Origin of the sequence: Pleomorphomonas sp. PLEO, assembly GCF_041320595.1 — a bacterium.
Lineage (GTDB): Bacteria > Pseudomonadota > Alphaproteobacteria > Rhizobiales > Pleomorphomonadaceae > Pleomorphomonas.
In genome coordinates, this window is record NZ_CP166625.1 from 3,203,959 (window position 1) to 3,217,047 (window position 13,089).

The 13,089-nt window shown below is 61.2% G+C and carries 13 protein-coding genes; 9 read left to right on the forward strand and 4 right to left on the reverse strand.

The features are described 5' to 3' along the window. The first annotated feature begins 119 nt into the window (after positions 1–119). Both AB6N07_RS14815 and gyrA read left to right on the forward strand, forming a co-directional pair. Complete coding sequence (locus AB6N07_RS14815) at positions 120–761, forward strand: NAD(P)H-dependent oxidoreductase (RefSeq protein ID WP_370673854.1); 642 nt, start codon at positions 120–122, stop codon at positions 759–761. Positions 762–1,173: 412 nt separating this feature from the next. Beyond that, entirely contained in the window at positions 1,174–3,846 is a 2,673-nt protein-coding gene (gene gyrA, locus AB6N07_RS14820) for a DNA gyrase subunit A (protein ID WP_370678244.1), read from the forward strand. A 122-nt stretch (positions 3,847–3,968) separates the two neighbouring features. Here the strand turns inward: gyrA and AB6N07_RS14825 are convergent, their stop codons facing one another. Further along, on the reverse strand, positions 3,969–4,217 hold the full coding sequence (locus AB6N07_RS14825) for a hypothetical protein (RefSeq protein ID WP_370673855.1): 249 nt from the start codon (positions 4,215–4,217) through the stop codon (positions 3,969–3,971). Between the two features lie 223 nt (positions 4,218–4,440). Between AB6N07_RS14825 and coaD the strand changes: the two genes are divergently transcribed. The 3 genes from coaD (at position 4,441) to AB6N07_RS14840 (ending at position 6,063) form a co-directional block, all read left to right on the forward strand. Continuing rightward, on the forward strand, positions 4,441–4,938 hold the full coding sequence (coaD, locus tag AB6N07_RS14830) for a pantetheine-phosphate adenylyltransferase (RefSeq protein WP_370673856.1): 498 nt from the start codon (positions 4,441–4,443) through the stop codon (positions 4,936–4,938). A gap of 76 nt (positions 4,939–5,014) precedes the next feature. Then, positions 5,015–5,518, forward strand: coding sequence for a peptidylprolyl isomerase (locus AB6N07_RS14835; RefSeq protein WP_370678245.1), 504 nt, complete (start codon positions 5,015–5,017; stop codon positions 5,516–5,518). Between the two features lie 77 nt (positions 5,519–5,595). Next, complete coding sequence (locus AB6N07_RS14840; protein ID WP_370678246.1) at positions 5,596–6,063, forward strand: peptidylprolyl isomerase; 468 nt, start codon at positions 5,596–5,598, stop codon at positions 6,061–6,063. Between the two features lie 79 nt (positions 6,064–6,142). Here the strand turns inward: AB6N07_RS14840 and AB6N07_RS14845 are convergent, their stop codons facing one another. Beyond that, a complete protein-coding gene (locus AB6N07_RS14845; RefSeq protein WP_370673857.1) occupies positions 6,143–7,144 on the reverse strand; it encodes an anion permease in 1,002 nt (333 codons plus the stop codon). Beyond that, the gene (locus tag AB6N07_RS14850; RefSeq protein ID WP_370673858.1) at positions 7,144–7,785 is read right to left on the reverse strand and encodes a DUF47 domain-containing protein; all 642 of its coding nucleotides are present in this window, start codon (positions 7,783–7,785) and stop codon (positions 7,144–7,146) included. Before AB6N07_RS14850 ends, AB6N07_RS14845 begins: the two co-directional genes overlap by 1 nt. Before the next feature lie 310 nt (positions 7,786–8,095). On the opposite strand from AB6N07_RS14850, the gene queA reads away from it, so the two are divergent. After that, positions 8,096–9,184 (forward strand): tRNA preQ1(34) S-adenosylmethionine ribosyltransferase-isomerase QueA, encoded by a 1,089-nt coding sequence (gene queA, locus AB6N07_RS14855; RefSeq protein WP_370673860.1) that lies wholly within the window; start codon positions 8,096–8,098, stop codon positions 9,182–9,184. Positions 9,185–9,292: 108 nt separating this feature from the next. On the opposite strand, the gene lexA is transcribed toward queA, so the two are convergent. After that, complete coding sequence (lexA, locus tag AB6N07_RS14860; RefSeq protein ID WP_370673861.1) at positions 9,293–10,006, reverse strand: transcriptional repressor LexA; 714 nt, start codon at positions 10,004–10,006, stop codon at positions 9,293–9,295. Between the two features lie 283 nt (positions 10,007–10,289). Between lexA and AB6N07_RS14865 the strand changes: the two genes are divergently transcribed. From AB6N07_RS14865 to AB6N07_RS14875, 3 genes are all read left to right on the forward strand, one after another. Then, entirely contained in the window at positions 10,290–10,946 is a 657-nt protein-coding gene (locus AB6N07_RS14865; RefSeq protein WP_370678247.1) for a response regulator transcription factor, read from the forward strand. A gap of 4 nt (positions 10,947–10,950) precedes the next feature. After that, positions 10,951–12,324, forward strand: coding sequence for a sensor histidine kinase (locus AB6N07_RS14870; protein WP_370678248.1), 1,374 nt, complete (start codon positions 10,951–10,953; stop codon positions 12,322–12,324). Positions 12,325–12,416: 92 nt separating this feature from the next. Then, positions 12,417–13,088, forward strand: a complete 672-nt coding sequence (locus AB6N07_RS14875) for an MtnX-like HAD-IB family phosphatase (protein ID WP_370673862.1) — start codon at positions 12,417–12,419, stop codon at positions 13,086–13,088. The last annotated feature ends 1 nt before the right edge of the window (position 13,089 follow it).

Genomic DNA, 13,089 nt, shown 5'->3' on the forward strand with positions numbered 1-13,089 from the left:
AGGCCATTGAAATATATCGCTATGCCTGATGAGTGTGGCGGTTATTCCCGGGCGGATCTTCCGGCGCTTCCTCAGCGCCGGATTTGTCGTGGGGTGTCTCTTACCCAGGATTTTTCATCATGCTCCTTGAGAAACTCAACTGGCGCTACGCCACCAAGAAGTTCGACGCGACTCGCGTAGTGCCGCAGGACAAGATTGAGCGGATTATCGAGGCCGCCCGTCTTGCTCCGACCTCGAGCGGTTTGCAGCCCTACGAGTTGCTCGTCATCACCAATCAGGACATCAAAGCAAAGATCCTGCCGATTGCCAGCGGCCAGGCCCAGGTGGTCGATGCCTCGCATCTCCTCGTCTTCGCCGCGTGGGACACCTACACGGCCGACCGTATCAACGAGGCTTTCGACTTTGTCGTGGCCGAGCGGAAACTCGACGGCGAGCGTCTCACGAACTGGAACGCCTACCGGCAGCGCCTGCTGACGGCCTATGTGCCGCGCGATGCCCGCACCAACTTCGAGCACGCCGCCCGCCAGGCCTATATCGGTTTCGGTCTCGCCATCGCCGAGGCGGCGATGCTGGAGGTCGACGCGACGCCGATGGAGGGCTTTGACGCCGATGCGCTCGACGAGTTGCTCGGTCTCCGGGCGCGTGGCCTGAGGTCGGTTACTATCCTGCCGCTCGGCTATCGCGAGGCGGACAAGGACTGGCTGGTGAGCCTCAAAAAGGTCCGTCGTCCCAGGGAAAAGTTCGTGACCGAGCTCCGCTGAGGCGATCGCATTTTATGACGCCCGTCCACCCTTCGATGGAGGACGGGCGCTTTGTTTTCGAGCGAAGTTTTGGATCGCTGTCCAGAAGGCTGGGCGACGTCAATAAAAAGCCAGAATAATATATTGATGTGAAACGGTAAATTTGCTTGGCACGATGCCTGTTGACGGGTGCGCCGGTCCATGGCTTCTGATGTCAGAATCGGCTAGAACGAAGCATATCTGGAAGTTCCGGTCGCGTGGAATCGTGCGTTGTCCGATCGGACGATGAGACCGGAAAGACAATCCCGCCGCCTTCAGGTCGTTCGGCCGAACGGCGGAGTAGTTCAGGAAGTTGAAGTCATTGGCTGAAGAGACGAAGACACCAGACGGTACAGAGCCGACCGACATCAAAGCGGTGTCGATCATCGAGGAAATGAAGCGCAGCTATCTCGATTACGCGATGAGCGTGATCGTGTCTCGCGCGCTGCCGGATGTCCGCGACGGCCTGAAGCCGGTGCACCGGCGCATCCTCTACTCGATGAGCGAGAATGGCTGCGACTGGAACAAGCCGTATCGCAAGTCGGCGCGCATCGTCGGCGACGTCATGGGTAAGTACCATCCGCATGGCGACAGCTCGATCTATGACGCATTGGTGCGCATGGCGCAGCCGTTCTCGATGCGGCTGCCGGTGGTCGACGGGCAGGGCAACTTCGGCTCCATCGACGGCGACAGCGCGGCCGCCATGCGTTACACCGAGGTCCGCCTCGAGAGGGTAGCGCAGGCGCTGACCGACGACCTCGACAAGGACACCGTCGACTTCAATCCCAACTACGACGGTTCCGAAAGAGAGCCGTCGGTGCTGCCGGCCCGCTTCCCCAATCTGTTGGTCAACGGCTCCGGCGGCATTGCCGTGGGCATGGCGACCAATATTCCCTCGCACAACCTCGGCGAAGTGGTCGATGCCACCATTCGCCTGATGGACAATCCTGACATCGACATCGAAGAACTGATGGAGGTGTTGCCAGGCCCCGATTTCCCGACGGGCGCCATGATTCTCGGGCGCTCCGGTATCCGTCAGGCCTTCATGACCGGCCGCGGGTCGGTCGTCATGCGCAGCCGCGTCGTCGTCGAGCAGATCCGCAAGGATCGCGAGGCGCTGATCGTCACCGAGATTCCCTATCAGGTGAACAAGTCGGTGATGGTCGAGAAGATCGCCGAGTTGGTTCGCGAGAAGCGCGTCGAGGGAATCGCCGATCTTCGCGACGAAAGCTCGCGCGATGGCATTCGCGTCGTTATCGAGCTGAAGCGCGACGCCGTTGCCGACGTGGTGCTCAACCAGCTTTATCGCTTCTCGCAGCTGCAGACCTCGTTCGGCGTCAACATGGTGGCCCTGAACGGCGGCCGGCCGCAGCTGATGAACATCCGGGAAGTGCTCAGCGCCTTCATCGCCTTCCGTGAGGTGGTGGTGACGCGGCGCACGCGCTTCCTGCTCGGCAAGGCGCGTGATCGGGCGCATGTCTTGGTCGGTCTCGCCATCGCCGTCGCCAACATCGACGAGGTGATCGCCGTCATCCGCAACGCGCCCGATCCGAGCACCGCCCGCGAGCAGTTGATGACCCGCCGCTGGCCGGCCGCCGATGTCGAGGCGCTGATCCGCCTCATCGACGACCCACGCCACGAAGTGAACGATGACGGCACTTACAACCTCTCTGAAGAGCAGGCTCGTGCCATCCTCGACCTCCGCCTGCAGCGCCTCACCGCGCTCGGCCGGGACGAGATTTCCGAGGAGCTCAACCAGCTCGCCGACGAGATCAAGGGTTATCTCGAGATCCTCGCCTCGCGCGAACGGGTGATGGGAATCATCCGCGACGAGCTGACCGAGATCAAGACCGCCTATGCCACGCCGCGCCGGACCGAGATCGTCGAATCCGACGGCGACATGGAGGATGAAGACCTCATCGCCCGCGAGGATATGGTGGTCACGGTGTCCCACGAGGGGTACATCAAGCGCGTGCAATTGTCGCAGTACCGGGCGCAGAACCGTGGCGGCAAGGGTCGCTCCGGCATGGCGACCAAGGAAGAGGATTTCGTCACCCGCCTGTTCATTGCCTCGACGCATGCGCCGGTGCTGTTCTTCTCTTCGCGCGGCATCGCTTATAAGCTCAAGGTCTGGCGGCTGCCGCTCGGCACGCCGCAATCGCGCGGCAAGTTCATCAAAAACATCCTGCCGTTACAGGATGGCGAGCGCATCACGTCTATTCTGGCACTGCCGGAGGACGAGGCGAGCTGGTCGGATCTTGATGTGGTGTTCGCCACCCGCCTCGGCACCGTCCGTCGCAATAAGCTGAGCGACTTCACGCAGGTCAACCGTAACGGCAAGATCGCCATGAAGTTCGACGACGAGGCCGATGGCATCGTCGGCGTCGAGACTTGCACGGAAAATGACGACTTCCTGCTGGTATCGGCGCTCGGTCAGTGCATCCGCTTCTCCGTGGGCGATGTGCGCGTCTTCAAGGGACGTGATTCCACCGGTGTGCGTGGCATCTCGCTCGCCGATGGTGACGAACTGATCTCCATGACCATCCTTCGGCATTTCGATGCCAGCCCAGCCGAGCGCACCGCCTTCCAGAAGCAGTGGGCGGCCGAGCAGCGGTTGGCTGGCGAGGAGGAAGCGGACGTGGAGGATGTGGTTGCCGACGAGGTCGAGGAAGAAGGCAACGGTATCGATGTGCTTTCCCCCGATCGCTATGCCGAGATGATGTTGGCTCAGCAGTTCCTGCTGACGGCTACCGAGCAGGGCTACGGCAAGCGTTCGTCGTCCTACGAGTTCCGAATCTCAGGCCGCGGCGGCAAGGGCATCAAGGCAACCGATCAGGGCAAGCTCGACGAGATTGGCAAGCTGGTCGCCGCGTTCCCGGTGGAGCCCACTGATCAGATCATGCTGGTGTCCAACGGCGGTCAGTTGATTCGCGTGCCGGTCGGCCAGATTCGCATCGTCTCGCGCGCCTCGAAGGGTGTCCGTATCTTCAATACGGCTGAGGGCGAGAAGGTGGTATCGGTCGAGCATATCACCGATATCGGAGAAGAGAACGGCGCCGAGGAGTGATCCTGGCGCCTGCGCGGAAATCTTAAAAAGACAGGGCGCAAGACGATGGCCAAACGTCTTGCGCCCTTACCGCATCTTAGGTGAAGCTCGGTAGAACCTCGCCTGTTCTTCGATGGTCTTCGTCAGTCTACAATGGTGAGACCTGCCGCCACGGTGGTGACCGTGATGCCCACGTTGGTCCGCGCCTCTTTGGCGCAAACCTTCAGACCGTCGACCGTTTCGACGGCGCAATGGCCTATATCTGAGACTTGGTCACCTCGGCCGACTTCCGGATAGATGGGTTCCGTCGCGCCGATTGACAGAACGGCAGCCGAAAGCCCGGCCATGACGAGGGCCATCTTCCTCAAACGCAATACACGATGCTTCGTCATGTCAGTCCGCCTTCCTGCGCGAGACCTAATGTAAGGATCGAGTTTGGGTCGGGATCGTTACCTGGCAGTTAACGCGCTCCTGACGATTGAACGCATCGGGGTTAATGCTTAACGACTGGTTAATGCGACCAAGTGCCTAGATCCGACGGACTTGGCTGCGCGGCGACCGCTTCGGCGTGGCGCGCAGTTGTTAACAGGCGGCGAAACGGCTATTCAGGTGACCATGAAGACAGCCCTTTACGCCGGTTCGTTCGACCCGGCCACCTATGGTCATCTCGACATCATCGAGCGCGCATCCCGTCTGTTCGACAGGCTCGTTGTCGCCGTCGGTGCCCATCACGAGAAGAAAGGCGAGTTCGACGCCGCCGACCGCGAAGCCATGCTGCGTGACCTTGTTGCGCCGATCGCCGCCCGCACCGGTGGCCGAATCGAAGTTGTCGCCTTCGCCGGCCTTCTCGTGGACGCAGCGCGCGAGCATGGCGCCAACGCCATCATCCGTGGCCTTCGCAATGCATCCGACCTCGACGTCGAGTCGGGCATGGCGGGTATGAACGCGGCCATGGCACCGGAGATCGACACCATCTATCTCGGCGCTTCTCCGGCGGTGAGGCACATTGCCTCCAGTCTCGTCAAGCAGATCGCTCGATTGGGGGGAGACGTCGCCGCCTTTGTTCCGCCGCAGGTGGCGGAGAAACTCCGCGCCCGATATTCGGCCCATTGAACGGCCACCACGACAATACAGGGAGATCGATGTGATCCGCAGGACCTTTCTCGCGGCGCTCGCCGCCACCAGCCTTGTGCTGGCTACTGGCGCTTGGTCCACTCGTACCTGGGCCGCGTCGCCCGACAACACGCTGATTCTGGAGACCAGCAAGGGCAAGGTGACCATTGAGCTCAGGCCCGACCTCGCACCGAAGCATGTCGCTCAGATCAAAGCGCTGGTCGGCAAGCACTTTTACGATGGCATCATCTTCCATCGGGTGATCGAGGGCTTCATGGCCCAGACAGGCGATCCCACGGGGACCGGCATGGGGGGCTCCGATCTGCCGGATATTCCTGCCGAGTTCTCGAAGACGCACTTCGGGCGCGGCACCCTCGGCATGGCGCGTGCTCAGGACCCCGATAGCGCCAACTCGCAATTCTTCATCATGTTCGCCGACGGCAGCTTCCTCGATGGTCAGTACACCGTCTGGGGGCAGGTCACCGACGGCATGGATGTGGTCGACAAGATCAACCGTGGCGAGCCGCCGGCCAACCCGGACAAAATCGTCAAGGCGCGCCTCGCTTCTGCTCCGAACTGACCGATCGAACTTCCCAGCCGACCGTGATAAGAGCACTGCCGGCAAAACAGACCCGAAAGGAGGCCCGCGTGGCCGATATCAAGGATCCCGAGAATACCCTCGTCATGGAAACCACCAAGGGCACCGTCGTCATCGAGATGCGGCCGGACCTTGCACCCAACCATGTCGCCCATATCAAGACGCTGGTGCGCGAGAAGTTCTACGACGGCATCGTCTTCCACCGGGTGATCGAGGGCTTCATGGCTCAGACCGGCTGCCCTCAGGGCACCGGCACCGGCGGTTCGAAGTATCCCGACCTCAAGCAGGAATTCAATGCCGAGCCGCACGTGCGCGGCACGCTGTCCATGGCCCGCGCCATGAACCCGAACTCGGCCAACTCGCAGTTCTTCATCTGCTTCGATGACGCCCGCTTCCTGGACAAGCAGTATACCGTTTGGGGCAAGGTCATTGAGGGCATGGACAACGTCGACAAGATCAAGCGCGGCGAGCCGGTGCGTGATCCCGACAAGATTGTTTCGATCATCGTGGCCGCCGACGCCACCTGATCCTCTCCGCCTGAATTGGGAAAGCCCGCGCGGCCAGTGCCGACGCGGGCTTTTTCATGCGCGAGCGCCGATGATCCTGTCAGACGAACAGGTCGACCAGCCAGTAGGCGCAGGCAGCGATGGCGGCGCCGGCCGGCATGGTGATGATCCAAGCGATGACGATGTTGCCGGCTATCCCCCAGCGGACCGCTGAAACACGCCGCGCTGCACCGACGCCGACGATGGCACCGGTGATCGTATGGGTGGTCGACACCGGTATGCCGAAATGGGTGGCGATGAACAGGGTGATGGCACCACCCGTCTCGGCGCAGAAGCCTTGCATAGGGTTAAGGCGCGTGATCTTCGAGCCCATCGTGTGGACGATGCGCCAGCCCCCCATCAGCGTGCCGAGCGCCATAGCCGATTGGCAGGCGATCACCACCCAGAAGGGCACGTAGAACTCGCCACCAAGATAACCCTGCGAGTAGAGCAACACGGCGATGATGCCCATGGTCTTCTGCGCGTCGTTGCCGCCGTGGCCCAGCGAGTAGAGCGACGCGGAGACGAACTGCAGGTGCCGGAAGGTCTTGTCGACGGCAAACGGCGTGCGCTTCACGAAAGTCCAGGACACCGCCAGCACCAGCATCAGCGCCAGAAAGAAACCCAAGGCCGGAGACACGAAGATGGCGCTGGCCGTCTTAATCAGGCCCGACCAGACGACGGAGCTGAAGCCCGTCTTGGCAAGGCCCGCGCCGACCAGACCACCGACGAGGGCGTGCGAGGATGACGATGGAATGCCGGCGACCCAGGTGACGATGTTCCAGACGATGGCCCCCATCAGTGCCGCGAAGACCACGTGCGGCGTGACGATCGCCGGGTCGATGATGCCCTTGCCTAGCGTCGTCGCTACATTGAGGCCGAAGAACAGAAAGGCGATGAAGTTGAAAAACGCCGCCCAGATTACTGCGTATTGCGGTCTGAGCACGCGTGTCGAGACGATGGTCGCGATCGAATTGGCCGCGTCATGCAGACCATTCAGGAAGTCGAACAGCAGGGCGATGCCGACCAGACCAAAAAGTAGCGGAAGGGCTAGCGTCTCCATCAGACGTTCTCGATCACGATGCCGCTGATTTCCTTGGCAACATCTTCGAAGCGATCAAGTACCTTTTCTAGCTCGCCATAGATCTGGCTACCAATGATGTAACTCATGGCGTTGCCAGTGCCATGGCGACGGTAGAGATCCTTGAGGCCGTTGTCGTGCAGGAAGTCCGAATGGCCCTCGACGCGACTGACCTCCTCCGACAGCGCCGTCAAGCGGGGTGCGTTGGAGCCGACGTTCTTGAGCAACGGTATCGCCTCGGCAACCAATTTCGCCGCCTGGATGATGTCGAGACCCATGTCGCGCATGCCGGGATCGAAGACACGCTGCTCGAACAACAGGATGGTCTTTACCACCCGGTGCATGGTGTCGATGGTGTCGTCCATCGACTGGATCAGGTCCTTGATGTCGTTGCGGTCGAAGGGCGTGATGAAGCTCCGCCGGACGGCAAGCAGAACCTCGCGGGTGATGCCATCGGCCTTGTCCTCGAGCGCTACAATCTCGGCGATGCGTGCGTCGCGGTCGTCTCCGGACAGGAGGGCATTCAGCGAGTGCGAGGCGGTGACGACGGTCTGTGAATGCTGGGCGAACAGATCGAAGAACTGTTCTTCGTGCGGCAGCAGCTTGCGGAACCACTCGAGCATGGTTGGTCCTTGTTTTTTGGACTTTTCGGCTCGCGGTTTATCCGATGAACCCTGTCGGCGCTAGTCGCAGTTCCTGGGAGGTCGGCCTTTTTAGCCGGTTATCCTTGCGGTTCTGCGTCGCGGAATAGACGGCTCAGCATTTTTGCCGATCAACCGGACCGGAGCGTTCTTCGTAGCGGGTCGGATGATCCGTCCGGCGTCGGCGATTTGAGGCCCTCGGTACCAAGGCATTCCCTTCTATGGACATGTTGAGGCGCCGCCGCTGGCGTTGGCCGTTGCCTTTCACGCTCGGTCATGTCTATGCAGAAGAATGCAAGTTTCAGTCTTCGATTTCGAATTGCCACCCGAGCGTATCGCCCTGCGTCCCGCCGTTCCGCGCGACGCGTCCCGCCTGTTGGTGGTGAAGCCCGGCCAAGCCTTGGAGGACAGACACGCCAGCGATCTCGCCGACCTTCTGTCACCGGGAGACGCGCTGGTGTTCAACGACACCAAGGTGATCCCCGCCCAGCTTGAAGGGCGGCGAGATCGCCATGGCGCCGAGCCAGTTCGCTTCTCGGCAACGCTGCATATGCGCGAGGCCCCGGATCGTTGGCGTGCCTTCGTCAAGGGAGCTCGCAAGCTGCGCGCCGGCGACCGCGTGGTGTTTTCCGGCATTGATCCGGCAGCCGATCCCCTTGGCGCTGTCGTGGCGGAGAAAGGCGAGGATGGCGAGATCACGCTGACCTTCGATCGTGCCGGGCCGGACCTCGATGTAGCGCTCATGACGGTCGGTCACATTCCGCTGCCGCCGTATATCGCCGCGCGTCGGGCAGAGGATGAGCACGACCGAGCCGACTACCAGACTGTCTACGCCCGGGAAAATGGCGCGGTCGCCGCGCCGACCGCCGGGCTTCATTTCACGCCGGAGCTCTTCGATCGCCTTGATGGGCGCGGTATCGGCCGGCATTTCGTGACGCTGCATGTCGGCGCCGGTACCTTTCTGCCAATGAAGGTGGACGATACCGAAGACCACAAGATGCATTCCGAGATTGGTCATGTCTCGTCAGAAACCGCCGAGGCGCTAAATGCAGTACGGGCACGCGGGGGCAGGGTGGTCGCCGTCGGCACGACGTCGTTGCGTCTCTTGGAAAGCGCTGCCGGCGAAGATGGCCTCGTTCGACCGTTCGCGGGGGCGACCGACATCTTCATAACGCCCGGCTACCGCTTTCGCGCCGTCGACCTGTTGATGACCAATTTTCATCTGCCCAAGTCGACGCTGTTCATGCTGGTATCGGCCTTCTCCGGTCTCGATACCATGCATGCCGCCTACGCACATGCGATCGCCAGCGGCTACCGCTTCTACTCCTATGGCGATACGTCGCTGCTTTTCCCGTCGGCGAAAAGTCGATTGGCGCAATAGGTCTAACGGTCCTACGGCGCCCAGGTACGCGCCCTCCGCGGGGATGAAAGACAAGCACAGCTTCCCGGGAACCGTCAGCCCGCGTTTCAAGCCGCTTTGAAAAGTGGATTAATAGCGGCGCATCAGCGCCACGAGGCGGCCCTGGATGCGGACCCGGTCAGGGCCGAAGATGCGCGTCTCATAGGCCGGATTGGCGGCCTCAAGGGCGACCGACGCGCCCTTGCGCCGCAGACGCTTCAGCGTCGCTTCCTCATCATCCACCAGCGCCACGATAATATCGCCGGAATCGGCGGTGTCGGACTTCTTGATGACGACGGTGTCGCCATCAAGAATGCCGGCTTCAATCATCGAGTCGCCGCGCACTTCGAGGGCGTAATGCTCTCCACCGGCAATGAGGTCGATCGGCACGTGCAAGATGTGTGACTGGGTCTGGATGGCGGCGATCGGCACACCGGCGGCAATCCGCCCCATGACCGGAACCGGCACGGTGTCGCGGCTATCCAGCGACGGCGCGGCGGCACTTGCCGACGAAGGCTTGCGACCACCGTCGCCTTCGATGACCGCCGGCGCGAAGCCCTTGCGAGCCCGGCCGATGCCCGGCTGCATGGTTTCCGGCAGCTTGATCACTTCCAGTGCGCGTGCCCGATTGGGCAGGCGGCGAATGAAGCCGCGCTCTTCCAGCGCGGTAATCAGACGATGAATGCCGGACTTGGACTTGAGATCCAGCGCATCCTTCATTTCGTCGAAGGACGGCGGCACGCCCGATTCCTTGAGACGCTCATGAATGAACATCAGGAGTTCGAGCTGTTTGCGCGTGAGCATCGTCTGGTCCCCGCTGGTCGGCCGGCGTCGGTTGCGCCGTAGCGCGATTCGGTACAAATCACGAACAGAGTTAACATGTTCCGTGTGTGTTCCGCAATGGGGATTGCCTCCGTAAGGGGGGCTGCGACCGAAAACGCCCCATCCGCCAGTAAGCCCGCTGGACGATCCGGCTGTGGCCGCATAACCTTATCGCGAAAGCCTCCAGCAGGTCAGAGTGGGCAGTGCCATCCAGAGTTGGCAAATGCAATACTGCTCCGACAGCCGTGTGGTGAGAGGTGACAAGCTGCGTATTCTTCTTGTCGAAGACGACCATATTCTCGGCCCGTCGCTTAAGCGCGCGCTCGAAAAGCATGCGTATGGCGTCGACTGGTTCAGCGATGGGGAATCCGGCTTGGCGGCGTGCGAGGACAACGAATATGCCATGGCTGTTCTCGATGTGAACCTCCCGAAGATGAGCGGTTTCGACATCGTGCGCGCCTTGCGCGCCAAGGCCAATCAAACGCCGGTTCTGTTCCTGACCGCGCTCGACAGCGTCAAGCACCGCGTCGAGGGGCTCGACGGTGGCGCGGACGATTATCTCGTCAAGCCGTTTGACCTCGATGAACTCCTGGCCCGCATTCGCGCGCTTACCCGGCGGAGGGAGGGGCGGGCTGTGACACTCCTTGTCTCGGGCGATGTTGAACTTGATCCGGCGGCGCTTGTCGCTCGCCGTGGCGGGGAGACGCTGCATTTGCCGGCCAAGGAGTTCCATCTTCTGCGCCTCCTGATGGAGCGCGCTGGCCGTTACGTCACCAAAACCGACATCGAGTATGCTCTCTACGACGCGGAATCGACAACCGAGAGCAACACGATCGAGGTTACTGTCTATAATCTCCGGCGCAAGCTCGGTTCGTCGTTTATCAAGTCGATCCGGGGCGTTGGCTATATGGTTGAGCGGTGATGTCGTGACGCTCAGCCAGCGCCTGTTCTGGCGCATCCTCCCCACACTGATGGCCACCATCCTGATCGTCGGCGCTCTGGCGTATCGCAGCGCCACGCGTGAAATCGAAAACATCTACGACGCCGAGCTTATCAACGACGCCAATACGCTTTGGATCCTTCTCAAGGGGCACCTTGAGAAGAATGACTTTTCAGTGCCGGCGGAAGTGCCCGACATTGATTTTTCCATGGGTAACCAATTGGCACTCAACCAGGACGCGGACGATTACGCTGATGCGCACGCCTTCCGTTCCTGGAAAGCCGACGCGCTCGCCATGGTCAGCAGCAACGCTTTCCCGGCAAGTGTCCCGAAGTTCGGCGCGGGTTTTGCGGACTACACATTCGCCCGCGAAAAGTGGCGTGTTTATTCTCTGCCGATTGCGCAGACCGGGATCGTCGTCGAGGTTGCCGAAAAGATCGCACTGAGAAAAGGCCTCGTCGGCAATATCCTTCTGGACATAGCCCTGCCGCTTCTGGTGCTGGTGCCGGCGATCGCGTTTTTGACCTGGCTGGTGATCAATAACGGGCTCAGCCATATTCGAGGGCTGGTGAGACAAATTCGTTCGCGAACGCCTGACGATCTGTCGACGTTGGCCATAAACAACATGCCGAGCGATCTCCTACCGCTTGTCCGGTCTCTCAACCAATTCATGCAAAAGCTCGATACCTCGCTGACCTTGGAACGGCGTTTCGCCGACCTCGCCGCTCACCAGTTGCGGACGCCACAGGCCGGCATCAAGCTTCTGTTGCAAATGCTCGAGAAGGCGACGGACGAGGACGAGCGGCAGCAATTGATGAAAGATCTCGTGGCCAGCAACGAGCGGGCCATGCATCTGATCGCTCAGCTCCTGCATCTGGCGCGCGTGAGCCATCAGCCGCTCCGCCTGGAAGCGATCAATCTCTATGAGGTCGCCGCTGCTTCGCTTGCCGATGTTGGCGCCATTCTTGGCAACCGCGGTTTTGAAGTTGAGCTTGCCGGAAGTGAAGTTGCCTCCGTGAACGCCGATCGGCTCCTCTTGCGACTGCTGATCGACAATCTCGTCGATAACGCCATCAAGTATTCACCCGATGGCGGCGAGATCCGCGTTGAAATCGCGCCGGCTGGCGCCTATTGGCGGCTTGTCATCGACGACCGTGGTCCCGGTATCCCTGAGGACCAGAGGAAAGCGGTATTTCTCCAGTTTCATCGGGTGTCGGCCAGTGATCGTGACGGCGCGGGGCTCGGGTTGGCCATTGTTGCCGAGATTGCCAAGCGCCTCGGCATTCAGGTTGGTTTATCCACGCCGACTTGGGGGTATGGCTTGCGGGTCGAACTGATCATGCCGGCGGTCGCCGCGTGACGGTGATAGCCTTCAGTTTGGCTTCATCCTCCCCTCAGGCAGGCCTCATCGAGGGGGCGTAGACGGGTCTCAGATAAGTCTGGGACCATGACATGCTAGCCTTCTGCGATTTTGACGGCACCATTGCGACTGAGGACGTTACCGATCTCGTTCTCGGCCGCTTCGCCCTTCCTGCGTGGCGAGACATCGAGGCGCGCTGGGAAGCGGGTACGATCAACTCGGCGGAGTGCATGCGGGAACAGGTCCGCCTGATCCGTGCCGAACGAGACGAGATCGACCAATTCCTGGAGCAGGTCGACATCGACCCCGGTTTCCGGGATTTCAAAAGGTTCTGCGACCGTAGTGGAATTGAGGTCGTGATCGTCAGCGACGGCGTCGACCATTTCATCCGCCGTGTGCTCGCCCTGCACGAAATTTCCGGCATCAGGATCGTAGCAAACCGCCTGATCGTGACGGAGTCCGGCTTCGATCTTGCCTTCCCGCATGCGCGGGCGGACTGCCGCTTTGCTTCGGGAGTGTGCAAATGCGCGGTTCTGAAGGGAGCCGCTCCGCACGTCTTCATCGGAGATGGCCGCTCCGATTTCTGTGCAGCCCGCAGCGCCGGCATGGTGTTCGCCAAGGGAAAGCTCGCTGCCTATTGCCGCCGCGAAGCGATCCCGCACGCCGTCTATGCCGATTTCTTCGATGTGCTCGACATGACCCTCTCACTTGCCGGGTCACCGCAGTCGTCGTTCCACCTGCTTCCTCTTTCCCAACAGCTTTAAT